Here is a 24028-nt window from a genome sequence, read left to right as displayed (position 1 = left end):
CCGATTGGAAACCCCGGATATTAGGCCGGAAGGTACTTTTGGAGGCGCCGCGCACGAGCAGCGAGCGCCTTGCGGTGAGAACCCAGCGCCGCGTTCAGCGCCGCTTGCGCCCTGCCCCGGTCCACGCGTCCGTCGCGGGCAAGATCTACGATCCCCTGCAGCGAACAGGCGGCGACGATGTTGGAGCGATCCTGTATGTTGGCGCAGAGTATATCGTAGAGCCTTTCCGCCTGATTGTCGGTCAGCGGCAGGCAGACCAGGATCTTGGGAAGCTGTTCGCCGATTTCCCATTGCCGCAACGCTTCCAGCCGGTCGAGAAGCGTATCGGCGAACGGATCGAACAGCGCCGGTTCATCCTGCGCGATCTGCATCATTGCGTGCGCCGTGTGGGCCACCACCGCCGTATCGTCATCGTCGACCAGGCCAATCAGTTCCGCGATCCGGTCCGGGTTGCGCCGCACCGTATCCGCGACGGCGCCGGCGGCGCCGATGACGCGGCGATCGCCCTCCTCAAGGCGATCGCGCAGTCTGTCCATTGTCACCTATTTCTTCCGCGGGACCTTGGGAACGGTCCCGCCGCGCGGCTTCTGCGGGCCGGTCTTGCTTTCAACCGCCACGCTGCCGGATTTCTTCGGCTCGCTTGCTGCTTCCGGGCCGGCATCGCTGTCCTTGGCCTTCGCGGCGGCGGACTTGCGCTTGGCAGGGGTCTCCTTGCGCGGCTTTGCCGGCGTCTTGTCCGGGATCGCCTCGAGCTTGAGGCCGGGCTTGCCGTCCCCGTCAGGCGCGACGGTCACCTTCACGGTGCCGCCTTTCTTGAGCTTGCCGAACAGCACCTCGTCGGCCAACTGCTTCTTGACGTGCTCCTGTATGACCCGCGCAAGCGGCCGGGCGCCCATGCGCTCGTCGTAGCCCTTGTCGGCAAGCCACGCGACAGCCTCCTTCGAGAGATCGAAGGTCACGCCACGCTCGGCGAGTTGCGCCTCGAGCTGCATGACGAATTTCTGGACGACCTGGTGCACCACCGGTGTCGGCAGCGACCCGAACGGGATGATCGCGTCGAGCCGGTTGCGGAACTCCGGTGAGAACATCCGGTTGATCGCTTCCACATCGTCGCCCTCGCGCTTCGACGAGCCGAAGCCGATGGCGGGCTTCGCAAGGTCGGCGGCGCCGGCATTGGTCGTCATGATCAATATGACGTTGCGGAAATCGATCTGCTTGCCGTTGTGGTCGGTCAGCTTGCCGTGGTCCATGACCTGCAACAGGATGTTGAACAGGTCCGGATGCGCCTTCTCGATCTCGTCAAGCAGCAGCACGCAGTGCGGATGCTGGTCGACGCCGTCCGTCAGGAGACCGCCCTGGTCGAATCCGACATATCCGGGCGGTGCGCCAAGCAGCCGCGAAACCGTGTGGCGTTCCATGTATTCCGACATGTCGAAACGCAGCAGTTCGACACCGAGCGAGCTGGCCAGCTGCCGCGCGACTTCCGTCTTGCCGACGCCGGTCGGTCCGGAGAACAGGTAGCTGCCGATCGGCTTGTCCGGCTCGCGCAAGCCGGCGCGCGCCAGCTTGATGGCCGAGGCGAGCGCTTCAATCGCCTTGTCCTGTCCGTAGACCACGCGGCGCAGTTCCTTGTCGAGATTGGCAAGCACCAGCTTGTCGTCCTTGGAGACGGACTTCGGCGGAATGCGCGCCATCGTGGCGACGGTCTCTTCGATCTCCTTTTCGGTGATCGTCTTGCGGCGCTTGCTCTCCTCGACAAGCATCTGCGACGCACCGGTCTCGTCGATCACGTCGATCGCCTTGTCCGGCAGTTTGCGGTCGTTGATGTAACGGGCCGACAGCTCGACGGCCGAGGTGATCGCCTCGTTGCTGTATTTGACCTTGTGGTAGTCCTCGTAATAGGGCTTCAGGCCCTTCAGGATTTCAACGGCATCGTCGATGGTCGGCTCGTTGATGTCGATCTTCTGGAAACGGCGCACCAGCGCCCTGTCCTTCTCGAAGAACTGCCTGAATTCCTTGTAGGTTGTCGAGCCGATGCAGCGGATCGTGCCGGACGACAGCGCCGGCTTCAAAAGGTTCGAGGCGTCCATCGCACCGCCGGACGTCGCACCGGCGCCGATGACGGTGTGAATCTCGTCGATGAAAAGCACCGCGCCTTCCATCTCCTCGAGTTCCTTGACCACCTGCTTGAGGCGCTCCTCGAAATCGCCGCGATAACGGGTTCCGGCGAGCAGCGCCCCCATGTCGAGCGCGTAGATCGTTGAATCGAGCAGAACCTCCGGCACGTCGCCATTGATGATGCGGCGCGCCAGCCCTTCCGCGATGGCGGTTTTGCCGACACCGGGATCGCCCACATAGAGCGGGTTGTTCTTCGAACGCCGGCACAGGACCTGGATCGTGCGGTTCACCTCCTGCGCGCGGCCGATGAGCGGATCGACCTTGCCGTCCGCGGCCTTCTGGTTGAGGTTCACGCAATAGGCGCTGAGTGCGTCCTGGTTCTTGGGCTTGCCGCCGTCCTCGCTCTCGCTCGGCGCCGAGGGGCTGTCCGAATCGGAATCCTCCGCGCCGCGGACCGGCCTGCTTTCCGAAACGCCCGGCCGCTTGGCGATGCCGTGGGAAATGAAGTTGACCGCGTCATAGCGTGTCATTTCCTGTTCCTGCAGGAAATAGGCGGCATGGCTCTCGCGCTCGGCGAAGATCGCCACCAGCACGTTGGCGCCCGTGACCTCGTCGCGGCCCGAGGACTGGACGTGGATGACCGCGCGCTGGATGACGCGCTGGAAACCGGAGGTCGGTTTTGAATCCTCGTCGTAACCGGTGACGAGATTGTGCAGTTCGTTGTCGATGTACTCCGTCACGGTCGAACGCAGCGCGTCGAGGTCGACGCCGCAGGCACGCATGACGGCCGCCGCATCGGAATCGTCCATCAGCGCCAGCAGCAGGTGCTCCAGCGTCGCATATTCGTGATGGCGGTCATTGGCAAAGGTCAGTGCCTGATGCAGCGCTTTTTCGAGGCTGTTGGAGAATGTCGGCACGGCTATATCCTCATTTCTTTTCCATCACGCATTGAAGCGGGTGCTGGTTCTGTCGCGAGAAGTCCATCACCTGTGTGACTTTGGTTTCCGCGACCTCATAAGTAAAGACTCCGCACTCGCCCACACCGTGATTGTGAACATGCAGCATTATTCGCGTGGCAGCCTCCCGGTCCTTCTGGAAGAAACGCTCAAGCACGTGGACAACAAATTCCATCGGGGTGTAGTCGTCGTTCAGGAGCAGCACACGGTAAAGGCTCGGCTTTTTTAGCTTCTTTTGCGTGCGCGTAATAACGGAGACACCGTTTCCGGTTCCCTTGCCGTCGCCGTCATTGTCATCGTCGCCGCTCATCGTTGCCCAGAAAGGCTTCAATGCCATTTTATCCTTGTCCTGACTCACCCTTGTTTCGCACTGATTTTGATACAGTCACGATCCGTTTTCCAGTGTACTCTAATCTATATCGAATTTGTGCAATTTTAAGCCCCGGACGGCGGCTCGTTTCGGCAGGTTGCCACCTGTACTACATAGGCATGAAATTACGTCTGCACAGAGGGGCCGAGCGCAAAAATTCTCGCATATCCGTGACCTTACGGCTCGAACCGCACAAAAAACCCGGCAGCCGATGGCCGCCGGGTCGGGAATTCCTGCAACTGGTGCAATCCAGCAGTCGCTGATTTACGAGCCCTTCTTGGCAGCCGGTGCCGGTGCCGGAGCAGCCGCGGCGGCTTCGTAGGGCTTGTAAGCCTTGCGGGCGGTGTCGGCGTAGATTTCGCCCATCTTGGTTGCCTGGGCGACGAAACCCTCGTAGCTGGTCTTGGCAAATTCGCTCTGGATTTCGAATGCCTTTTCGAACGTCTTGGCATTGAAGAGCTGTTCGATTGCCGCAGCATTGTCCTCGTAGGACTTTTTCGAATAGTCGGTTGCCTCGGTCGTCAGGGTCTGCATGCCCTGGGCGACAGCGGAATAGCTCTTGAGCATGTTGTCCATGGCGTCCTTGCCGTACTTGCTCGCATCATCAAAGGAGAACATCTGGATATCCTGTCATTCGGTGGGGATCTGAACGCGTATGCGAAATGGGGACCGGCCCCGATTTACATCCGGACACTATGTGCACTGCAGCAGAAAGTCAATGATTTTTGTGCGGCGCAACAAGGCAAGTTGCGACCACCCTCCCAGGAAAGATTTTGGCAACCATAAACGGATTGGTAACGCAGTCTGCCTAGACTTCTCCAAAATTCGGGGTCAGGTGATCCCTCATTTGTGCTTGCGTAATTGATGGGACTGTAAAGTGTTCAAAGCTTCCTTCGGCAGCTACGGCTCCACCCGGACCAGGATCGGCCTTACCAAATTTTTCAGACTGATTGCCGCGGCAGTCTTCATCACTGTTGCAAGCGCCGGTGGCGCAGCGGCCAATCCCAAATATGCCGGGTTCGTGATCGATGCGAAGACCGGCAAGACGCTCTACGCCTCCAATGCCGATTCCCTGCGTTATCCGGCATCGCTGACCAAGATGATGACGCTCTATCTCGTGTTCGAGGCTCTCGACAGCGGACGCATCTCCAAGAAGACCCGCATCAAGGTTTCAAAGAACGCCGCTGCGGAACAGCCGTCCAAGCTCGGCCTCAAGGCGGGCCAGTCGATTTCGGTGCAGCAGGCCATCTATGCTCTGGTCACCAAATCGGCAAACGACGCCTCGACGGCCGTCGCCGAGCATCTCGGCGGATCGGAGAGCGGGTTCGCAAAGAAAATGACCGCCAAGGCGCGAGCCCTCGGCATGAAGAGGACGACATTCAAAAACGCGCACGGCCTGCCCAATTCCGGTCAAAAGACGACCGCGCGCGACATGGCCCGACTGGGCCTTGCCCTCAGGGAGCATTTCCCGCACCACTACCACTATTTTTCGACGCGCTCCTTCAAATACGGCAAGAGCCGCTTCGGCAACCACAACAGGCTGCTGGGCACGGTGTCCGGCGTTGACGGCATCAAGACCGGCTATACGCGCGCCTCGGGCTTCAATCTCGTCAGTTCGGTCCGCAAGGACGGCCGCAGCATCGTCGCGGTCGTGATGGGCGGCAAGAGCGGCGCCAGCCGCAACAAGCACATGAAAAGCCTGATTTCGCGCTACCTGAAAAAGGCCTCGCGCAAGGGCGGCGGAAACCTGATCGCGAACGCACCGTCCGCGACACGCATAGCCCTGCCGAAGACTGGTCCCGTTCCGAAATTCCGTGACGTCACCGAGGTCCGCGTCGCCATGGCCTATGCCAAGCCGCAAAAGTCTTCCAGCTTCCCCATTCCGCTCGACCGGCCTGTTGTCGGAAAGGACGCGCTGATCGACAGCCTCAACAAGCAGCGCGCCGTCGTCGCGCCGGTTCCCCGGCCGAGGGACTCCGAAGTCGCCACCGCGCAGGGCAGCGCAGTCCAAACATCCGCCGTCGATCGGGTAACGACGTCCAGCACCGGAATGCCATCCGGCTGGGTCGTGCAGATCGGCGCTACACCGACGCGCCAGGCCGCCGAGCAGCTTCTGGCGGAGGCCAAGGCCAAGACCGGGGGCATGATCAGCAACGCCCAGCCCTTCACGATTGTAACGCACAGAGACGGCGAACAACTCCACCGCGCGCGGTTTGCGGGTTTCGACGGCAAGTCGCATGCATGGAAAGCCTGCAAGGCACTGAAGAAAAAAGGATATGGCTGCTGGGCTACGCAGCAGTGACCGACAGGGAACGGTGCGCTACCGGCGCATCCTCGAGAGTGTATCGAGTATTGAGGACGATCTAATGTCGACGCAGCAGCACATCTTTAGCCTCGTTAATGCGGGCCGCCAGAAAAACCGAACCTCCGGTATCGGGATGCACGCGCTTCATCAGGCGGCGATGCGCCTCGCGGATCTCCGCCTCGGAGGCACCAGCCGCAAGACCAAGGATCTCGTAAGCCTCCTCCTCAGTCATGGAGCCAGAAGCTGGCGCGGCGCCCAGCCCCTCGTCCGCATCCGCCTCAAAGCCGTCACGCCAGGCGGGAGTCCGGCGGTCAAGATACGCTTCTAGAACCTGAACACTTTCCGGATCTCCGCGCAGTTCCGTGTGGAGCGACATCAGTTCTGACTCGCTGAGCGCATCGAGCTCGCGCCCCTCGAATTGACCTGCCAGCACAAGACCGTTCATCGCGCCGCTGTCGAGATCCAGCTCCATTTCAAGCGCCGCGGTTCTGACACGCGACGTCTGCCGGGCGCTGCGCGTGCCGCGTGCCCTGGCCCGCGCCCGCCCGAACAGTGCTGCCGCGAGGCCGAACAGGCCCAACGAAATGCTGGTGCGGCCGAGCAGTATGAACACCACGCCGAATACGGTCAAAAGCACCGGCAGGAAGTAACGCAGGACTACCGCCAGCCGCTTGGGATCCATCCGCAGGAACAGCACTGAGAGACCCGCAAGCAGCAGCCCTGCCAGAACGATGTAGAAAAGGATAAACACCTATTTGCCGCCCTTCCCTCCGGAAAGCTGTTCAAGCAGCAGGCGCGACTCGCGGCTTTTGGCGTTCTGTAGAGCCTTCATACCTCCCGAGGCGTAGACGGCAACGGCCTTGAGCAGGTTGAGCAGCGCATTGGCAGCGCTTCCGTCAAACCTCAGATAGGCGCCACCGGACAGGCGGGCAATTTCGCGAAATGCCGTCTGGGCGGCGGCATCGCCTCCCTCCTGGAACATGAAACACGGCACCTTCCGCATCCCCAACTCACCAGCGAGTTGGCACAGTTTGTCGATGTTCTCCTCCATCGCGTCGCCGATGAAAACAAGGGCACTGACCGGTTTTCGAACCGTTTCGTCGCGCGCATGTTTCAGCACCTTGGCAATCTGCGTGTGCCCGCCGCGGCAGTCGATGCGCACCATGAGATCGCGCAACTGGGCCGTGTCGGCGACCCATTTGGATGCCCGGCATTCGCCGAAGCCGCGAAAATAGACCAGTTGGACATTCAGTCCCCCGGCGCGCCCGACCGCATTGAACATTTCGCCTTGCAGCATACACGCCGCGTCCCAGGTCGGCTGCCGGCTCATGGTCGCATCGAGCGCGAAAATCAGCCGGCCGCTGCCGCCGTCGGCAGGTGTGGTGATGGATCGTGCCGCGTCCAGGAAATCGGCGATGTCCCGTTTCGACGATTGCTCATCGCTCTCCGGCACGACCGGATTTTCACCGCCCTTGTCCGTTATATCGCGACCTGGCATCGCGTTACTCCCTGAAACCAGTATCGCGGTGCGCCGCAATACTTTCGCTTACACAAATCTAGAGCGAGATGTGTTCAAATTGAAGCACTTGATGGACAAAAGCTGGCTGGCCGGAGGCCGTTCGCCGTCAACAATGCCTGTCGAACACGCTACCGCTACAGCAGGCCGAGATCGGCAAGTTCCCTGCGAAGTTCCGCCGGCAGAGCCAAAATGCCGGCATTGTTTGCGGCAAGATCGGCGGGCGCGTCCTTGGCGCTCAGATAGCGCCAGCCCTGGAATGCCCTGCGCGGCTGCCAAACCGTCGGGATGAGCCGAGGCTCGAACACGATGCGGCAGCGCGATATGCCGGCCGTGTCGGTGAAGGGCCGGATTTCCCGGATGTACTGCCGTACCTGTATGTTGCCTTTAATGACCCAGTAGAGAGAGCCGCCGTCCAGCAACTCATCGGACCGTTTCGGAACCATGCGGGTGGTGTGAAACTGGATTTCCTCGACACCGCGGGCCTTCTTGTCCGCAAGGCCGAAATCGACTGAGGCCTGCAGGTCCTCGATACTGTCGACGCCGACGCACAGTTTCACGAGATTGAGGGTCATGTCACTGAGGTATAGGTCTGGCGCGTTGCGTCAAGCCCTTGCGGGCGATGTCCACAAATCCGGTTGCCGCTCTGCTAACATTCCACGACGTTGACCGCCAGCCCGCCCTCGCTGGTTTCCTTGTAGCGCTCGTTCATGTCGAGGCCGGTCTGGCGCATGGTCTCCACGCAGGCATCGAGCGGCACAAAATGCTGCCCGTCGCCCTTCAGGGCCAACGACGCCGCAGTCACCGCCTTGACGGCACCGAGCGCATTGCGCTCGATGCACGGAACCTGCACGAGCCCGGCAACCGGGTCGCAGGTCATGCCAAGATGGTGCTCGAGCGCGATTTCCGCCGCGTTCTCGATCTGCTCGGGTGTGCCCCCCATAACGGCCGCCAGCCCTGCCGCCGCCATAGCCGAAGCCGAGCCGACCTCGCCCTGGCAGCCGACCTCGGCTCCGGATATCGATGCATTGTGCTTGATGATGCCGCCGATCGCAGCAGCGGTAAGCAGAAAGTCGCGGATACCGGCGGCGTCCGCACCGTCATGGAACTGCGTGAAATACTGGACCGTGGCCGGGATCACACCGGCGGCACCGTTGGTGGGCGCCGTGACGATCCGCCCGCCGGCTGCGTTCTCCTCATTGACCGCCATGGCATAGACGCTCAGCCAGTCGTTGGCCTGCAGCGGGTTGGCCTTGTTCTGCTTCCACTCGTCCTGCAGCTTGTGGTGGATGTCCTTGGCCCGGCGGCGGACCTTGAGGCCGCCGGGCATGACGCCGTCCTTCTGCAGACCGCGCTCGATGCAGCCGGACATTGCCGACCAGATCGCGTCGAGCCCGTCATCGAGCGCGTCGCGCGATCGGTGGGTCTCCTCGTTGGCGCGCTTCATCTCCGCGATCGACAGTCCGGATTCCCGCGCCATGACCAGCATCTCGGCCGCATTGTGGAATGGATACGGCACACCGTGTTCCACCGGCGTTTCCGGCGCGTTCTTCATGGCTTCGAGTTCCAGGTCGGTGACAACGAAGCCGCCACCGATGGAATAGTAGATACGCCGCAGCAGCAGACGGTCGTCCGCGTCATAGGCGCTGAAGGTCATGCCGTTGGCGTGTCCGGGAAGCGGCGATTTGCGATCGAAGATCAGGTCTTGCTCGGGGTCGAAATCATAGCCCGGGTGCCCCGGCGGCGTGACCTTCCGCCCCTTCTCGACACTTGCGATGATGTCATCCATCGCGTCCGGATCGACGGTGTCGGGCTGATGCCCCATCAGGCCGAGTATGACGGCACGGCCGGTCCCATGACCGATCCCGGTGAAGGCGAGCGAGCCGTGCAGGCTGACCGCAACGCGTTGCACGCTGTAGCCCGTCGGCCGCGGCCAGTCGCCGTTCAAAAGGTCATCAAGAAAACGGCCGGCCGCAACCATAGGACCCATGGTATGGGAACTCGATGGGCCGATGCCGATCTTGAAAACGTCGAAGACAGAAAGAAACATGCCCGGCGCGTCCACTGGTTCTTACCCGATCACCATAATCTATGCTGGCCGGCTGTCACGTGTGCACCTGGACGCCGACATCAATTTGATCGCCCGCGACACATTAGGCAAATTTGCGCAAAACAAAACAGCGCGGGCAACCCGCGCTGTTTTTCGAAATTCCTGGTGTGTATTTCCGGCTCAGATACCACCGAAAAGGTAGATCAATGCCAGCAAGCCCACAAACCCTATCACTGCACGGGCAGTAACACCCCAGCAGGACTTTTGGACTGTCTCTTCCATGTTGGCTCCGAGTAGATGCCTCATCAGATCCACCGGCCTTGTTTCCGACCGTGTGGTGGGGAGGTCTTCTAGAGGAACGAATTCATGTTCGCAACTGCAAAAATGGCGGCTTCGTGGCAGATTTTCTGCAGTTGATTCAGACTTTGTTAAACAAATCAGCTATTTCAACCGCTTAGGAAAAAGGCATGCATGTCGGATTTTTGTGCAGTTTGTGGCGAAAACTACAGTGGCGGGAACGAATTCATGCAGAGCCCTTTGTCAATTCGACGACTCATGACACATCTTGGGCATGAGCGAGCTGGACATCATAGCCGCACTGATCTGTTTTCTCGCGTGGGCCGTGTTCTCCTGGGCGACCGACCGCGAGCACGGGTTCCTGCCCGCCAGCCTCACGCTGGTGATGAATGTTCACCGCGCGGCCTGGATGGAAAACTGCCTGCGGCGTGATCTCAAGATGATCGACACGAGCATCATGGCCGGCCTGCAGCAGGGAACGGGCTTCTTCGCCTCGACGGCTTTACTGGCCATCGGCGGCTGCTTTGCCCTGCTCGGGGCAACCGATCAGGTGCTCGGCGTGCTCTCCGACATCCCGCTCGGCGTTGCCGCCGACCGCCAGGCATTCGAGCTCAAGGTTGCCGGTCTGATCGTCATATTCTGCTACTCGTTCTTCAAGTTCGGTTGGTCCTACCGCCTGTTCAACTACTGCCAGATCCTCGTCGGCGCCATCCCGATGGTGGAGGATGCCGAGGGCGACCGCGACCGGGCGGATCAATGCGTGAAGAGGGCCGCCGCCATCAACATACTTGCCGGCAAGCACTTTAACGCCGGCTTTCGGGCGATCTTCATCTCGCTCGGCTATATCGGCTGGTTCATCGGCCCGGTCGTCTTCCTGTTCACGACGCTGCTGGTCATGCTGGTCCTCATTCGGCGCCAGTATTTCTCCGCCGCCCGCAGGGCGCTGACGTCCGGCGTTGACATCTGAACCCGTACGCTCCAGTTTTCGTCGGTCAACCTCCCTATTCGACATGGCATCGGCTCCGTTGCGGGGATACCGCGCGCCGAACGCGCCATTGCGTCGGAGCATGAAACACCGAAAGGAAGACCTTGGAAAGGATCGAACGCGCCACCCTCGCCGATCTTGTGCTGATCGGTCTGACAGCCCTGATCTGGGCTTCGGCGTTCACCGCAATCAAGGTCGCCGTGCCCGAAACGGGCGCCTATTGGCTGGCGGCCATCCGGGTTCTCCTGGGCTTCCTCGTCCTGCTGCCCTATGCGCTCTGGAAGGGCTTCATCTTTCCCCATGACAGCCGGACCTGGTGGCTGCTGATCGGCATGTCGCTGCTGAACGTCGTCTTCCCCTTCCTCCTCATCTCCTGGGCCGAACTGTCCATCGATGCCGGCGTGACGGCGCTCCTGATGGGCACGGGACCGTTTTTCGCGCTGGTCGGCAGCCACATCTTCACCGACGACGACAAGTTGACCGCGACAAAGCTCATCGGCGTCGCCTTCGGGTTCAGCGGCGTTCTGGTCATCGTTGGTTACGACGCGTTGGCCGGGCTGGGCCGTTCCAACCTGCTCGCGCAACTGGCCTGTTTTCTGGGCTCGATGTGCTACGTTACAGCCGGTTTGCTGATCCGCCGGATCGATATCCCGCCGGGCCGGCTTGCATGCCTGGCGCTCGGCGTTTCCAGCATCGTACTGGTGGCGCTGGCCTTCGTGGCCGATGGCGCGCCATCGACGGATCTGTCGGCGACGGCCGCCTTCGCGCTGGTGTATCTCGGTCTGCTGCCTACGGGATTGGCCTATATCGTGCGCTTTTACCTTATACGAAAAATCGGCTACTCCACCTTCGCAATGGGTCTTAATCTGATCCCGGTTTTTGGTGTATTCCTCGGTATCTGGTTGCTTGGCGAACCGCTGTCGGCGCGCATCATTCTCGCCCTCGCCCTTGTCGTTTGCGGACTGTTCGTCGCCAGGATCGAGCCGAGAAAACGAACGCCGGAGCCTGCGGCCCATGACTGACGCCACGGTGGGGATTTCCGCGAAACAGCGTCTGACGCTGATCGATGCGGCCAGGGGAACCGCGCTCCTGGCCATGGCGATCTATCATTTCACCTGGGATCTTGAGTTTTTCGGATACGTTTCGCCCGGCCTGACGACCGAAGGCGGCTGGAAGCTGTTCGCCCGGCTGATTGCCGGCAGTTTCCTGTTCCTTGTCGGTGTCAGCCTGGTGCTCGCGCATCGCAACGGTATCCGGTGGCCGTCCTTTGCCAAGCGCCTCCTGATGATCGTCGCGGCCGCGCTGGCGATTACCGTCGCCACCCGCTTCGCCACGCCGGACCGGTACATCTTCTTCGGAATCCTGCACTGTATCGCGGTGTCCAGCATAATCGGACTGGCCTTCCTGCCGCTGCCGCCGGCGGTGACCGCGGTTGCGGGCGTCGCTGCAATACTGGCGCCGCACTATCTTGCGTCGCCTTTCTTCAGTCAGGACTGGCTGTTGTGGCTCGGCCTTTCTTCCGATCCCGTCAGATCGAACGATTATGTTCCGATCCTGCCCTGGTTCGGGCCGGTGCTGCTTGGCATGGCCATGGCCAAAGCGGGAGAGGCACGCGGCCTGTTTGCATGGATTGCGTCAATTGACCGCAGGGAATCGGCTGTTGAAAAGCCGTTGGCCTTTGCCGGCCGCCACAGTCTTGCCGTCTACCTCATCCACCAACCCGTCCTGATCGGCCTGGTCTATCTCGCCAGTCTCGTGATTCCCGCACCGGCGGCGGATCCTGCAGCAGGTTTCCTCTCCAGCTGCAACGCCACCTGCACCCCGGATAACTCGGCCGAATTCTGCAGTCGGTTCTGCGACTGCACGCTCAGCGAACTCCGTAACGCGGGCTTGCTGGAAAAACTGCTCGTTGCCGAATCCGAGTTGGGGCTGGCACCGGAAGTATCGGAGATCGTCAACGCATGTACAGCATCTGTGCTGGAAGGAAACCAAACGGAATGAACGCTTACCGGGCGAAACCAAGCAACGTTCCCTGGCCGCCGATCCTCGCGGCCGTCGCACTCCTGCTGGCCGTTCTGGCCGGCAAGCTTATCGCCGTACCCCTGCCTGACGCCGCCGTCTTGCGCATGATCGGCGTCCTGCTGTTGCTGTCGGCCGTCGGCCTGGATATCTGGTCGATCACGACCTTGCACTCGGCCCAGACCACCATACTGCCGACGCGAAAATCATCGCACCTCGTTATGAACGGACCGTACCGTTTCAGCCGCAACCCGATCTATTGCGGCTACATCATGTTCCTGCTTGCCCTCGGGCTGATCCTCGCCAATGCATGGTTTGTCGCCTTTGCCGCCGCGGCGGCCTACGGCATCCAGAGGTTTGCGGTCGAACGCGAGGAGTTGCACCTGCTCGCCGTATTCGGAGCCGAATACGAATCCTATTGCCGCCGTGTTCGGCGGTGGGTTTAACGAGGAATACCAGCGTTACGTCTGATCAGGTCCCGACGCGCAGTTCGGCGAGCCGCGCCAGGCAGGCCTCGTCGACGCTGTCGAGTTCGGCGAGCGTTTCCTCTATGTCCTGGCGCTTCTGGTTGAGCTGCTCGCGTTTCTGCGCGACCCGCTTCATCATCAGCTCAAGCTGACCGAGTTCGCCGGGAGGGCCCTTGTAGATTTCGATGATCTCGCGGATTTCCGCAATGGTGAATCCAAGCCGCCGTCCGCGCAGGATCTCCTTGATCAGGTGCCGGTCTGCCGCCCGGAACAGCCGGGTGCGTCCGCGCCGGTCCGGCTGGATCAGCCCCTCGTCCTCGTAGAAGCGCAACGTCCGCGTTGACACGCCGAATTCACGCGTCAACTCGGTTATGGTATAATATTTGCGCACTTTGATTCCTGTAATTTCTTGCCTTTAGGAATTTTGTCTTTCTTTTACGTAAAAGTCAATTATACCACAGCGGTGCCGCTGTGTGCGCCGGCGCGCCGTGAACGGAGAGGCTAAATGAGGCCGAACCACCAGCCGGCAAGGCCGAGAAAGGCAAAGAAACCGACCACGTCGGTGACGGTCGTCACGAACACGGCAGAGGCAATCGCCGGGTCGACATTGATCTTGTCCAGGAGCAAGGGCAACAGGATCCCAGCGAGACCCGCGGCAAGCATGTTGATGACCATCGCGGCGGCGATGACCAGACCGAGCTGGCCGTTGCCGAACCAGGCATAGGCCAGCAGCCCGACCACGAATGCGAACAGAACGCCATTGATGAATCCGACCATGAATTCACGGCGAATGATGCGCGCAGCGTTGTAGATATCGAGGTCGCGCGTCGCCAGCGCCCGCACCGTCACCGTCAGCGTCTGTGTGCCTGCATTTCCGCCCATGGAGGCGACAATGGGCATCAGCACCGCCAGCGCCACCATCTGCTGGATCGTCGCGTCGAAAAGGCCGATGACCATGGACGCAAGCACCGCGGTCCCGAGATTGACCATCAGCCAGGGAAAACGCGAGCGCACCGTTGAAGCGACATCGTCCGACAGCTCCTCGTCGCCGACACCGCCGAGCCGCATGATGTCCTCTTCCGCCTCTTCCTGGATCATGTCGACCACATCGTCAATGGTCAGGACCCCGACAAGCCGGTCGTTCTGATCGACGACCGCGGCCGACAAAAGGTCATACTGTTCAACGAGTTGTGCCGCTTCCTCCTGATCCATCTCGGCCGGAATCGGATGGCTGGTCTCATGCATGATCGTCTCGATCTTGATCTCGCGCTTGCTGCGCAGGATGCGGTCGAGGTCGACGGCACCGAGAAGGCGAAAGGTCGGATCGATCACGAAAATCTGGGCGAAGGAATCGGGAAGATTATCCTCCTCGCGCATATAGTCGATTGTCTGCCCGACACTCCAGAACGGCGGCACGGCGACGAACTCCGTCTGCATGCGCCTTCCGGCCGTATCCTCCGGATAATCGAGCGAGCGCCGCAACCGGATGCGTTCGGTGAACGGCAGCTTCGCCAGGATGTCCTCCTGGTCCTGCTCGTCCAGGTCCTCCAGGATGTAGACGGCATCGTCGGAATCGAGTTCCTCGAGGCCCTCGGCGACCTTCTCGTTCGGCAGATCGTCGACGATCTCGCGGCGGATGGCCTCGTCGACCTCGGTCAGCGCGGCATAGTCGAAATCTTCGCCGAGCAGTCGAACGAGGACATGACGCTGTTCGGGCTGCAGCGACTCGATCAGATCGCCGAGTTCCGATTCATGCAGGCTGGCGACGTGTTCCTTCAGATACAGCGTATCGCGGTCGGCGATGGCCGCACCGATGCGCGCGACGTAGTCAGCGCGGATGACGCCGTCCTCGTCGTAGATCTCGTGGCGGTCCGGTGACTGCTCCCCGGCCGCGGAATGGACGCCTTGCTCGTTCATGGGAGCGGGATCCGAATCTGAAGCGCTGCTTGTCGGTTGGGGCGACCTTAGAGCATGTCAGGGTAGGCTTGAAGCACCTGATTGAGCACATTGCGTGTGCCGGCTTCAAATTTCCGCAGCGGCAACGAGATAATAGTTTCTGGCAGTTGCGTTGATTTCCTCATCCGCGCGCGCCCGCAGGCACGCGGCCTTGAGCAGCCGGTACTCGGTGTTCTCCGCGTCAACGCACAAAAGCCTGTCGAGCAGCTCCAGCGACCACTGATGGTCGCCCGTCCGATGGGCGGTCAGCGCCGTGTCGAACAGGGCTGCCTCGCCGCCGGCTAGCGCGATCATCCGTCCGGCTTCCTGCCTGGGCGACAGCCGGTCGAGGTTCGTCGGATTGCCGTCGAACCAGCCGAGCGTGCCGGCGCAGTACGCGCGCACGGACCACGATATCTTGCCGTAGAACTCCTGCAGGTGCGGCTTGTCCGCCAGCGAAGCGGGCAGCGCGATCTTGTCGGCAAGTTCGTCCGGCCCCTCGCCCCGGTCGAGCCCGGCCACGGTCTCGGCGACAACATGCCGTATCGCGTCGCGATAGTCCGTCAAAACGCCCCGCACCTTGTCGGCGCCGACCACCGGCCGACTGTGACCAGGTGCCAGGATCTCGGCATCGAACGAGAGCAGCAGATCAAGTGAATCTGCCCAGGCGTCGTAGTCCCGGTAACGCGTGCCGCGGATCGCGTAGAGATTGGGAAACGATTTGTAGAAATTGTCGCCGCAGATCAGTATCCCGTTCCCGTCATCCCAGACCACCAGGTGATCGGGTGTTTCCCCGGGCGCGTGAACGAGCTCAAGTTCGACACCGCAGACATTCCGATTGATCCGATCCTCGTGAACCCGGGTCGTCGGCGGCATGAATCCGGCGCCCAGACCCTCGAGCGGGCGGTCTCCGGGACCGCATCCGAGATTGACCCGCTCATCCGGAAAGGCGAGCCCGATGCCGAACTGGCGCCTGGTCCGGTCCGCCAGCGCCTTGTTCGGAAGCGGTTTTTTGCTGTCCACTGCCACCAGGTCGGAGGCAAACCTGTGGCTCGCGATGATCTCCGGATCGCCGGAACCCGCAAAGATCTCAGCGCCGCTGATATGGTCGCGGTGCGAGTGCGTATAGATGATCGAGCGGACGGGTAGCGCTGTGATTTTGCGGAACGCAGCCAGGACGTTTTCGGCCGCCTTTGTCGATTCGGTCGTGTCGACGATGATGACGCCGCCGTCGGCGATGATCATATAGACATTGGAAGCCGCGAAGCCGACGGCGCCGTAGACATTCGATGCCAGCCCTATGATCTCCTTGCGAAACTCGTTCGAATGGTTCCTCAGGCGCTCCAGCGGTGTCATGCCTTACCTCCAGTTTCGCGCCTAGCCGGCGTCCTCCTCGATTCCGGTGTACCGGTCGCGGGCCCTGCCCCGATAGCCATCCGTCAGTTCCGGACTGATCTCGGACCCGTCATACAGCCCGAGCAATACGCCGGTCCGGCTGGAACTGCCGCGATAACGTATGATCGTGTCGTCGGAGATGGTCGTGCGCTGGGAAACACGGCGCGCCCACTGCGCCAGCCGCTCGTACATGACATCGACAATGTCGGAATATTCCGGGTCATCGCCAAGGTCGGCAAACTCCTGTGGGTCGTTGGCGAGATCGAAGAGCATCGGTCGGAAACCGCCCTCCGCGTGCATGAGTTTCCATTGCCTGTCGGCGACCATGAACAGCCGGGCCTGCTTCGGCGCGAGGCCGAGTGCGGCTGCCTGCGAGGTCGCCGAATAGTCGAATTCGCTGATGACAAATTCCCGCCAGTCGTCGACCGGCTCACCGCGCAGGAACGGCATCAGCGAACGGCCTTCGATGATGTGGTCGGGGACCCTGCCGCCCTCGGCTTCGACGAATGTCGCCGCGAGATCGATGCTTTCAACCAGAGCATCGCAGACCGTTCCGCGCGCACCGTCCGCCTCAGGCGAAGGATCGTAGATGATCATCGGCACCTTGACCGACTGCTCGTGAAACAGGTCCTTTTCACCCAGCCAGTGGTCGCCGAGATAGTCGCCGTGGTCGGACGTGATCACGATCATGGTGTCGTCGATGCGCCCGGATCGTTCCATATAGGCCAGCAGGCGGCCGATCTGGTCGTCGCACTGCTTGATGAGCCCCATATAGGCGGGAATGACCTTCTCGCGCACCTCGTCGCGGGAAAAGGCCTTGCCGATAGCATTGTCCATATAGGCGGCATAGACAGGATGCGGGTTGGCCCGCTCTCTTTCGCTTCGCACGACCGGCTGTATCTGGTTGTGGCCGTACATGGCGTGATACGGCTCTGGCACGATGTAGGGCCAATGCGGCTTGATATAGGACAGGTGGCACAGCCAGGGACCGCGCTCCTCGGCTTCCATTTTTTCCATGAATTCAATGGCCCGCCCGGTCATGTAGGGCGTCTCGGAATCCTCCTCGCGGATGTTTGCCGGCTTGTCCGCGTGCTGCATGAACCAGCCGGACGCGATGCTGCCGTCGTCGTCGACACCGGAATTGGCGTAATCGTGCCACGGATTGTCCGAAGCGTAGCCCTTGGACTTGAGATACTCGTTGTATGGCGAGCGTCGCGTGTCGTAGAACCCGTCCGGCCCTTGTGCCCAAAGCCCGTCGTCGCGTTCGAAGACGTCGAACCCGCATTCGGAGACACGGGCGCCGATAATCGAATCCGACGCGATGCCGAGCCGGTCCAGTCCCTTCTGATCGACCTTCATGTGCGTCTTGCCGACCAGCCAGGTTTCCACCCCGATCTCGCGCAGATGATCGCCCAGCGTCAGTTCGCCCACCTTGAGCGGAAAGTTGTTCCAGGCCGCACCGTGGCTTTGCACGTAGCGACCGGTATAGAAGGACATGCGCGAGGCGCCGCAGATCGGCGACTGCACATAGGCCTTGGAGAAGCGCACGCCCATCGCCGCGATGCGGTCTATGTTGGGCGTCTCGAGCGTCGCGTGTCCGGCACAACTCAGATAGTCGTAGCGCAACTGGTCGAACATGATGAACAGGATATTTTTGATCGCCCGGGGCATTTTGTTCCTTTGCTGATCGTAATTGCGGCGGGCCGAAGGATGCGGCCCGCCGTACTTGCTTGTTACTGGGCCTTTGACCCCTCGGGAATGTCCAGTCCGATCTCCTCGTAGTAGCGTTGGGCGCCTGGATGGAGGCGCACGCCGCCTTCCTGCACCGCGTAGTCGAGGGTCACGCGGTCGAGCCACGGCGCGTCGGCGCGCATCTTTTCCGCGCCTTCCCAGAACGCCTTGGTGATCTCGTAGACCGTGTCGTCGTCAAGGTCGGCGCGCGAAACGACACCGACAACGGCGCCGAGCGAGTAGACGTCTTCCGTATTGCTCACGCCATCGCCGTAGATACCTGCCGGGATGACATCGAGAAAGCGGCCGAGCGCCTTGGTCGGTTTCAGTTGCGCTTCGGTCTGCTTGTCCACCTCGTCCTTGCTCGGCCCCAGGATGGTCAGCTTGTTTGTCGCCGCAAGCTGCTCGACCTGCGGGAACGGGGCAATGCCGCCATTGATATAGACATCGACCTGCTTGTCCTGGAAAGCCTGGAAGGCCGACGACCATGATCCCTTGAAGTTTTCGTAGTCCTCGCCGACCTTGTAGCCGGTCTGGGCCTCGATCCACTGGTTGGCGGCGTTCCAGGCACCGCCTCCGGGCGGTCCGAGGAACACTTTCTTGCCCTTGATGTCCTTGAGGTCGGTCATGCCGTCATCGGCGTAGGTCAGCACGTGATAGGCGCCGTAGGGATACCAGAAGACCAGACGCACATTCTCCGACAGTTCCGGCGCCTTCTTGATCTTCTGATACATCGCCTTGCCGTTCTTCATCAGGAAGTAGACAGTGGGCGAGGTCATCACCATGTCGAGTTCGCCTTCGGCCATGTCGATGATATGCTTTGTCGCTGCACCCGTTGCATCAACCTGGATTTCGTAGTTGTCCTGCCCCTGGTTGACGATGCTCGCCATTGTCGACTGCGTCAGATAGGCGGATGTACCGGGCGCGATCGTCGCCATCTTGATGACCTCAGCGGCCTGGAGCGATCCTCCGAGCACCAGGACCGCGGCACCGGCGAGCGCCCATTTCTTGAATGCATTCATGCGTTTTCTCCCTGTTTGGTGGTTTTTGACGGTGCGTCCCTCGAGGACGCCATTTTGTGTTCGAACAATAAAAGCAGGCCGCCCGCCGCGCCGGCCAGGCTGAAGACCGAATCCGGCACCAGAAGTGCCACAGCACAGGCAAGCCGCGCGATGCTTTGCCATGGCGGCAGAGCCAGGCGTTCGAACCGCGCCATGGCGCTTGCGATCAGCCAGGTGGCCAGCAAAAAGGCGCCGATGGCCCAGGCCAGTCCCGTCACGGTGAACCCGTCGATAATGAGAATGTCCGTGTGGTAGACGAAAATGAACGGGATGATGAAACCGGCGATCGATATGCGCAACGCCTCGAAGCCGGTCGCCATCGGCTTGGCGCCAGCAAGCGGCGCCGCAGCGAAGGCGGCAAGGGCCACGGGCGGGGTCACGACCGAGAGCACGCCGAAATAGACCATGAAGAGATGCGCCGAAATGGTGGTGACGCCGAGCTTTCCAAGGGCCGGTCCCATGACGACGGCGATGATCAGATAGGCCGGAACCGAAGGCACGCCCATCCCCATGATGAGGCAGCCGATCATCACCAGAACCAGGCTGAAAAAGAGGCTCGAGCCGGAGACGGACAAGATGAGCTGGGCCATCTTCAGGCCGACGCCGGTCATGTTGATGACGCCGATGACGAAGCCGACCGCGGCGACGATGACCAGCAATGTCGCCGCTGTCTTGCCGGCCGAAACGAGCGCGCGCCACCATTCCGCCGGATGGCGGAACTTCGGGAACAGGATCAGCGACAGGACCGTCGCTGCGATCAACGCGTAGAATCCGGCGAACTGAACCGTGCGTCCCATGGCAAGAAGCACGACAAGCAGCGCCAGCGGCAGGAAGAAAGACGTGCTCTCGAGCCAGTCCTTCGGTGTCATGACTTCGCGTTCCGACGGGGGAACCGCGCCGATGCCGAGCTTGCGCGACTCGATCAGCACCACTGTAAAGAGGCTGATGTAGTAGAAAACGGCGGGAATAAGCGCTGCCAGAACGATGTTCACATAGGCGATGCCGGTAACATCGGCCATCATGAAGGCAACGACGCCCATGACGGGCGGCATGATCTGTCCGCCGGTGGAAGCCGCGGCTTCGACGCCGCCGGCGAATTTCGGCTTGAACCCGGCCTTCTTGATGATCGGGATCGTGAACACACCGGTGGAAACCACATTGGCGACGGCGGCGCCCGACATGGTTCCGAACAGAGCCGATCCGACGATCGATGCATGGGCTGCGCCGCCGGCGAACCGGCCGGTCGCCGCAAACGCCATTTTCAGAAGCACGCCGCCGGCGCCGGAGGTCTGCAGGACCGCGCCGAAGACAATGAACACCAGCACAGTGCGGCCCACGACCTCGACCGGGCGCCCAAAGACACCGTCACTGGAGTACCAGAGATTTTCCGCAACCCGCGTCCAGTCTTCACCGGCACCGAAAAACCGTGAGGGCAAAAGCACATAGATCGCAACCAGCGCGAAGACGACGAGCATCGGCAGGCCGAAAATCCGCCAGGTCGCATAGGCAACGACGGCAAAGGCAACCCATGCCAGGACCAGTTGCCACTGTTCGGCATCGAGCAGAAATTCCTCCTGCTCCAGCATGAAGCCGATCCACACCCAGCTGATATAGATGAACAGCACCGCCAGCGCGGCATGAAACACGAAGCGGAGCGGATTGCCCCCATCCGCATCCCAGCTCAGGATTGCGATGGTCATCGCAATGGCAACGATGCTTCCGTAGTAGATGACATTGTCGAATACGCCGAAACCGGCGGTGTAAATGGCGCCAATGGCCAGGACGACCGCCAGGACATCGGCCACGACGCGGCCTGTCGCGCGTAAGGCGTTCAAACCGTCTCCTCCCGCAGACTATCCCTGGACCGGAACTTCGTTCCTTGTTTTCAGGAACACTGAGGCAATCGCCCCGGACCGGCAATTCTTATTCGCATATCGTGCCACTCTATGGCACGCACTGGCATTCCTGCTTTTCGGCGGGCATAATGGCGGCCGGAGACACTAATGGACGTCATTCGAAACCGATCCCTTGATCGCGGCATAACGCTGCTTGACGCACTCGCCCGTTACGGCGCGTGCTCCCTCGGGGATCTGCACAAGAAGACGGGCATCGCCAAATCGACGATACGCCGCCTGCTGGCGACGATGATCGACCGCCAGATCGTTCGGCGCAGCCTGTCGGACGGCAAATACCGTACCAATGTGTCCATGCCGTCGGGCCATATCGAAGCCCCGACATTCGAGCAGATGCTGACGATCGACATCGCCATGCCCTATCTGATGGAGCTGACGAAATCGGTCGAATGGCCGTCGGACCTCCATCTTCTCGAGGACGACTGGATGCGGATCGTCGACTCGACCCGGCCGCTGAGCCCGTTTCATCTCTACCGTGGACAGATAGACCGCAAGATCAACCAGTTCGGCGCGGCGGGCGGCATCGCCTGCCTGTCAGCCATGAAAGACCGCGAGATCGAGCAACGCATCGAACGCCTCGGCAGTCACCGCATCTGGGGACTGGCGCGCTTCGGCATGCCGCCCGGCCAGTTCTGGCAGGAGATCGAGAAGGCACGTTCACGGGGATACGGCGAGCGTTTGCACGATTATCTCGGCGACACGATCATCGACGACAGCCTGTCGGCGATCGCCGTTCCGATCATATGGCGGGACCGGCCGGTCGGGGCGACCACAATGTTGTGGCCGCGCACCTACCTTTCCGCGGAGGAGTTCGCGGCCTCGTTTCTTCAGCCCCTGGACGAGACCGCCGCGGCGATCATGCGCGAGCTCGAGGCCCACGACCGCAAATCCGCCTAGCTGCCGTGGAATCAGCCGGCCTGCACCGTATCGAGGCCGCCGGCCCGTGCGAGATAACCGGCGTAGGCCTGCCGGTCGACATTTCCGCCCGAAAGGACGACGACGACTGACCTGCCGGCAAAACGCGCCCGCTGCTGGACAAGCGCGGCAAAACCGGCCGCGCCTCCCGGCTCCACGACCAGTTTCAAGCGGTCGAACAGGACTGCCAGCGCATCTGCCACCTCCGCGTCCGACACCGCAAATCCGCCCGACACGTGCCGTTTCATGATCTCGAAAGTAATGCTGCCCGGTTGCGGGGTCACGATCGCATCGCAGATCGACGCGGCGCCGACCTCGGCAGAGACACGCCTGCCGGCGGCAAGCGAACGGATTACGTCGTCATATCCGACGGGTTCCGCGCACCAGATGTTGGCCTTGGGCAGTTTTGCCGCCATCGCGGTGGCAATGCCCGACAGCAACCCGCCGCCGCCGACCGGGCAGAGGACGTCATCGACGTCGAAATTCATGTCGCCGGCCTGTTGTGCAATCTCCAGTCCGACGGTGCCCTGTCCGGAAATGATGTCGATATCGTCGAATGGCGGAACGATGATCGAGCCGTTTCGATCCGCCACTTCCTCGGCGATGGCACGCCGGTCTTCCGCGTGACGCTCATAGAGCACGATTTCCGCGCCGTAGCCGCGGGTGTTGTCGATCTTGATGCGCGGGGCGTCGCTTGGCATGACGATTGTCGCGTGCATGCCGAGCAAACCAGCCGCCGCGGCCACGCCCTGGGCGTGATTGCCCGATGAGTAGGCGACGACGCCGCGTTCGCATTGATCCGGCGCCAGCCGCGACAGTTTCGTATAGGCGCCTCGAAACTTGAATGAGCCGGTGCGTTGCAGGCATTCCGGCTTGAAAAGGAGCCGCATCCCAAACGCGTCGTTGAGCTGGGCCGATTCGAGCAAGGGTGTCTGCACCGCGAGGCCGTTCAGCCGCTCCGCGGCATCTTCGATGCGCTCAAGCGTGACCGTACGCTCTCCATGATCGGGATTCGGCATGGGCTCAGCGCGCCGGTTTGCCGGCAAGATAATCGAGTACCGCATCCGCCGTCGACGGGCTGCACGCCATCGGCAGATCGTAGACGATCGCCAGGCGCGTGAGCGCCTTCACGTCGACATCGTGGGGCATTGGCGACATCGGGTCGACGAAAAACACAAGCCCGTCGATCGCTTCCTCGGCAATCAGCGCCCCGATCTGCTGGTCGCCGCCGAGCGGTCCGCTCTTCAGCCGCGTCATCGTGATTTCGGGATGCGCCTCCGCAATGCGTCCACCGGTCGTGCCCGTTGCTACGATGGACATGTGTTGGAGGCGATCCCAGTGTTTTCCCACCCACGCGACCATCATGTCCTTGCAGGCGTCATGCGCGACCAGCGCGATCTTCGTGGCGCTCATTGGTAGGCGGCCTTCCCGTTTGAATCTTCAGATTTATGCGTCAACAATGCCGGCGAAATCCTTACGCATCGTGACCTTCTCGATATCCTGCTGCAGGCTCGATGAATATCTGACCGAAAATGAAGTCACGCGGTAGCCGAAATGCTCGTAAAAAGCGATCGCCCCGGTGTTGCGGGCATGCGTTTCCAGTTCGGAGAATTCGTAACCCGCCGTTGCTACGCCGCGCTCCAGGGCATTCAGCAAGGCGGTCCCGACACCTTTGCGGTGGTGCTGCGGATCGATCCACAGGTCTGAAATCCGGTGGTCCAGGTTCTCGCGCGCGCCCCAGCCCAGGACTGCGCCGCGAAACTGCGCCAGCAGGATCCGGTCCCAGTAGTTGATGGTGAAGTCACGGTAGGCCGCGTGGGCGTTGTCACGTATCTTCGCGGCGTTTTCACCCCATGACGTGATCGCCGCTTCCCATGAGCGGATACCGATGAGCGCGAGTTGCCGGGCGTCCTGCGCCAGGGCGTCTCGTATCTCGATCATGCCGCCTCCTTGCCGGGAAGGTCCCCTGCCCTTCGTGCCTCCGGTTTCGCCCGC

23 protein-coding genes are annotated in these 24028 nt (G+C 61.5%); 6 read left to right on the top strand and 17 right to left on the bottom strand.

Annotation, left to right across the window (positions count from 1 at the left end; all coding sequences use genetic code 11):
• Nucleotides 1–20: 20 nt before the first annotated feature.
• From E4M07_RS05470 to E4M07_RS05455, 4 genes are all read right to left on the bottom strand, one after another.
• Nucleotides 21–542 carry a hypothetical protein gene (locus E4M07_RS05470; RefSeq protein ID WP_136657246.1) on the bottom strand — a complete coding sequence of 174 codons (522 nt, stop codon included), beginning with the start codon at nucleotides 540–542 and terminating at the stop codon, nucleotides 21–23.
• The gene (clpA, locus tag E4M07_RS05465) at nucleotides 543–3035 is read right to left on the bottom strand and encodes an ATP-dependent Clp protease ATP-binding subunit ClpA (RefSeq protein WP_136657245.1); all 2493 of its coding nucleotides are present in this window, start codon (nucleotides 3033–3035) and stop codon (nucleotides 543–545) included.
• A gap of 10 nt (nucleotides 3036–3045) precedes the next feature.
• A complete protein-coding gene (gene clpS / locus E4M07_RS05460; RefSeq protein WP_136657510.1) occupies nucleotides 3046–3384 on the bottom strand; it encodes an ATP-dependent Clp protease adapter ClpS in 339 nt (112 codons plus the stop codon).
• A 324-nt stretch (nucleotides 3385–3708) separates the two neighbouring features.
• A complete protein-coding gene (locus tag E4M07_RS05455; RefSeq protein ID WP_136657244.1) occupies nucleotides 3709–4062 on the bottom strand; it encodes a phasin family protein in 354 nt (117 codons plus the stop codon).
• Nucleotides 4063–4321: 259 nt separating this feature from the next.
• Here E4M07_RS05455 and E4M07_RS05450 point away from each other — a divergent pair, with 259 nt between their 5' ends.
• Nucleotides 4322–5746 carry a D-alanyl-D-alanine carboxypeptidase gene (locus E4M07_RS05450; protein ID WP_136657243.1) on the top strand — a complete coding sequence of 475 codons (1425 nt, stop codon included), beginning with the start codon at nucleotides 4322–4324 and terminating at the stop codon, nucleotides 5744–5746.
• 61 nt (nucleotides 5747–5807) lie between these two features.
• On the opposite strand, the gene E4M07_RS05445 is transcribed toward E4M07_RS05450, so the two are convergent.
• From E4M07_RS05445 to E4M07_RS05430, 4 genes are all read right to left on the bottom strand, one after another.
• Nucleotides 5808–6500 (bottom strand): DnaJ domain-containing protein, encoded by a 693-nt coding sequence (locus E4M07_RS05445; protein ID WP_246660364.1) that lies wholly within the window; start codon nucleotides 6498–6500, stop codon nucleotides 5808–5810.
• The gene (locus E4M07_RS05440; protein ID WP_136657242.1) at nucleotides 6501–7247 is read right to left on the bottom strand and encodes a VWA domain-containing protein; all 747 of its coding nucleotides are present in this window, start codon (nucleotides 7245–7247) and stop codon (nucleotides 6501–6503) included.
• 155 nt (nucleotides 7248–7402) lie between these two features.
• A complete protein-coding gene (locus E4M07_RS05435; RefSeq protein WP_136657241.1) occupies nucleotides 7403–7840 on the bottom strand; it encodes a DUF1489 family protein in 438 nt (145 codons plus the stop codon).
• A gap of 74 nt (nucleotides 7841–7914) precedes the next feature.
• Nucleotides 7915–9315, bottom strand: coding sequence for an L-serine ammonia-lyase (locus E4M07_RS05430; RefSeq protein ID WP_136657240.1), 1401 nt, complete (start codon nucleotides 9313–9315; stop codon nucleotides 7915–7917).
• A gap of 571 nt (nucleotides 9316–9886) precedes the next feature.
• On the opposite strand from E4M07_RS05430, the gene E4M07_RS05425 reads away from it, so the two are divergent.
• The 4 genes from E4M07_RS05425 (at nucleotide 9887) to E4M07_RS05410 (ending at nucleotide 13062) form a co-directional block, all read left to right on the top strand.
• Complete coding sequence (locus tag E4M07_RS05425; protein WP_136657239.1) at nucleotides 9887–10579, top strand: DUF599 family protein; 693 nt, start codon at nucleotides 9887–9889, stop codon at nucleotides 10577–10579.
• Between the two features lie 122 nt (nucleotides 10580–10701).
• Nucleotides 10702–11619: a DMT family transporter gene (locus E4M07_RS05420; protein WP_136657238.1), complete on the top strand. Its 918-nt coding sequence runs from the start codon at nucleotides 10702–10704 to the stop codon at nucleotides 11617–11619.
• Nucleotides 11612–12598 (top strand): heparan-alpha-glucosaminide N-acetyltransferase, encoded by a 987-nt coding sequence (locus E4M07_RS05415; RefSeq protein ID WP_136657237.1) that lies wholly within the window; start codon nucleotides 11612–11614, stop codon nucleotides 12596–12598. The genes E4M07_RS05420 and E4M07_RS05415 overlap by 8 nt, the downstream gene beginning before the upstream one ends.
• Nucleotides 12595–13062: an isoprenylcysteine carboxylmethyltransferase family protein gene (locus E4M07_RS05410; RefSeq protein WP_169054097.1), complete on the top strand. Its 468-nt coding sequence runs from the start codon at nucleotides 12595–12597 to the stop codon at nucleotides 13060–13062. The genes E4M07_RS05415 and E4M07_RS05410 overlap by 4 nt, the downstream gene beginning before the upstream one ends.
• 25 nt (nucleotides 13063–13087) lie before the next feature.
• Here E4M07_RS05410 and E4M07_RS05405 read toward each other — a convergent pair whose 3' ends face one another.
• The 6 genes from E4M07_RS05405 to E4M07_RS05380 all read right to left on the bottom strand — a co-directional run bounded on the left by E4M07_RS05405 (nucleotide 13088) and on the right by E4M07_RS05380 (nucleotide 21040).
• Nucleotides 13088–13474, bottom strand: coding sequence for a MerR family DNA-binding transcriptional regulator (locus E4M07_RS05405; RefSeq protein ID WP_136657235.1), 387 nt, complete (start codon nucleotides 13472–13474; stop codon nucleotides 13088–13090).
• 110 nt (nucleotides 13475–13584) lie between these two features.
• Nucleotides 13585–15000, bottom strand: a complete 1416-nt coding sequence (gene mgtE / locus E4M07_RS05400) for a magnesium transporter (RefSeq protein WP_136657234.1) — start codon at nucleotides 14998–15000, stop codon at nucleotides 13585–13587.
• A 105-nt stretch (nucleotides 15001–15105) separates the two neighbouring features.
• On the bottom strand, nucleotides 15106–16374 hold the full coding sequence (locus tag E4M07_RS05395; protein WP_136657233.1) for an alkyl/aryl-sulfatase: 1269 nt from the start codon (nucleotides 16372–16374) through the stop codon (nucleotides 15106–15108).
• A gap of 21 nt (nucleotides 16375–16395) precedes the next feature.
• On the bottom strand, nucleotides 16396–18084 hold the full coding sequence (locus E4M07_RS05390; protein ID WP_136657232.1) for a sulfatase-like hydrolase/transferase: 1689 nt from the start codon (nucleotides 18082–18084) through the stop codon (nucleotides 16396–16398).
• Between the two features lie 62 nt (nucleotides 18085–18146).
• Entirely contained in the window at nucleotides 18147–19166 is a 1020-nt protein-coding gene (locus E4M07_RS05385; protein ID WP_169054096.1) for a TAXI family TRAP transporter solute-binding subunit, read from the bottom strand.
• Nucleotides 19163–21040 (bottom strand): TRAP transporter fused permease subunit, encoded by a 1878-nt coding sequence (locus E4M07_RS05380; RefSeq protein WP_136657230.1) that lies wholly within the window; start codon nucleotides 21038–21040, stop codon nucleotides 19163–19165. Before E4M07_RS05380 ends, E4M07_RS05385 begins: the two co-directional genes overlap by 4 nt.
• 168 nt (nucleotides 21041–21208) lie before the next feature.
• On the opposite strand from E4M07_RS05380, the gene E4M07_RS05375 reads away from it, so the two are divergent.
• Nucleotides 21209–22015, top strand: a complete 807-nt coding sequence (locus tag E4M07_RS05375; RefSeq protein ID WP_136657229.1) for a helix-turn-helix domain-containing protein — start codon at nucleotides 21209–21211, stop codon at nucleotides 22013–22015.
• Nucleotides 22016–22026: 11 nt separating this feature from the next.
• Here the strand turns inward: E4M07_RS05375 and E4M07_RS05370 are convergent, their stop codons facing one another.
• The 3 genes from E4M07_RS05370 to E4M07_RS05360 are packed head-to-tail and all read right to left on the bottom strand — an operon-like array spanning nucleotide 22027 to nucleotide 23974.
• Nucleotides 22027–23052, bottom strand: coding sequence for a threonine/serine dehydratase (locus tag E4M07_RS05370; RefSeq protein WP_136657228.1), 1026 nt, complete (start codon nucleotides 23050–23052; stop codon nucleotides 22027–22029).
• A gap of 4 nt (nucleotides 23053–23056) precedes the next feature.
• The gene (locus tag E4M07_RS05365; RefSeq protein ID WP_136657227.1) at nucleotides 23057–23446 is read right to left on the bottom strand and encodes a methylglyoxal synthase; all 390 of its coding nucleotides are present in this window, start codon (nucleotides 23444–23446) and stop codon (nucleotides 23057–23059) included.
• A 33-nt stretch (nucleotides 23447–23479) separates the two neighbouring features.
• A complete protein-coding gene (locus E4M07_RS05360) occupies nucleotides 23480–23974 on the bottom strand; it encodes a GNAT family N-acetyltransferase (protein ID WP_169054095.1) in 495 nt (164 codons plus the stop codon).
• Nucleotides 23975–24028: the final 54 nt, after the last annotated feature.

Source organism: Nitratireductor sp. XY-223, assembly GCF_004959855.1.
Lineage (GTDB): Bacteria > Pseudomonadota > Alphaproteobacteria > Rhizobiales > Rhizobiaceae > Hoeflea_A.
Note: the sequence above shows the minus strand (reverse complement) of the source record. Positions and strands in the feature narration are given on the sequence as shown.

Bases quoted from the DNA above. Each gene is read 5' to 3' on its own strand.
- clpS (WP_136657510.1), bottom strand. From the start codon at position 3,384: ATGAGCGGCGACGATGACAATGACGGCGACGGCAAGGGAACCGGAAAC.
- E4M07_RS05455 (WP_136657244.1), bottom strand. From the start codon at position 4,062: ATGTTCTCCTTTGATGATGCGAGCAAGTACGGCAAGGACGCCATGGAC.
- E4M07_RS05440 (WP_136657242.1), bottom strand. From the start codon at position 7,247: ATGCCAGGTCGCGATATAACGGACAAGGGCGGTGAAAATCCGGTCGTG.
- E4M07_RS05435 (WP_136657241.1), bottom strand. From the start codon at position 7,840: ATGACCCTCAATCTCGTGAAACTGTGCGTCGGCGTCGACAGTATCGAG.
- E4M07_RS05430 (WP_136657240.1), bottom strand. From the start codon at position 9,315: ATGTTTCTTTCTGTCTTCGACGTTTTCAAGATCGGCATCGGCCCATCG.
- E4M07_RS05425 (WP_136657239.1), top strand. From the start codon at position 9,887: ATGAGCGAGCTGGACATCATAGCCGCACTGATCTGTTTTCTCGCGTGG.
- E4M07_RS05415 (WP_136657237.1), top strand. From the start codon at position 11,612: ATGACTGACGCCACGGTGGGGATTTCCGCGAAACAGCGTCTGACGCTG.
- E4M07_RS05410 (WP_169054097.1), top strand. From the start codon at position 12,595: ATGAACGCTTACCGGGCGAAACCAAGCAACGTTCCCTGGCCGCCGATC.
- mgtE (WP_136657234.1), bottom strand. From the start codon at position 15,000: ATGAACGAGCAAGGCGTCCATTCCGCGGCCGGGGAGCAGTCACCGGAC.
- E4M07_RS05395 (WP_136657233.1), bottom strand. From the start codon at position 16,374: ATGACACCGCTGGAGCGCCTGAGGAACCATTCGAACGAGTTTCGCAAG.
- E4M07_RS05390 (WP_136657232.1), bottom strand. From the start codon at position 18,084: ATGCCCCGGGCGATCAAAAATATCCTGTTCATCATGTTCGACCAGTTG.
- E4M07_RS05385 (WP_169054096.1), bottom strand. From the start codon at position 19,166: ATGAATGCATTCAAGAAATGGGCGCTCGCCGGTGCCGCGGTCCTGGTG.
- E4M07_RS05375 (WP_136657229.1), top strand. From the start codon at position 21,209: ATGGACGTCATTCGAAACCGATCCCTTGATCGCGGCATAACGCTGCTT.
- E4M07_RS05370 (WP_136657228.1), bottom strand. From the start codon at position 23,052: ATGCCGAATCCCGATCATGGAGAGCGTACGGTCACGCTTGAGCGCATC.
- E4M07_RS05365 (WP_136657227.1), bottom strand. From the start codon at position 23,446: ATGAGCGCCACGAAGATCGCGCTGGTCGCGCATGACGCCTGCAAGGAC.
- E4M07_RS05360 (WP_169054095.1), bottom strand. From the start codon at position 23,974: ATGATCGAGATACGAGACGCCCTGGCGCAGGACGCCCGGCAACTCGCG.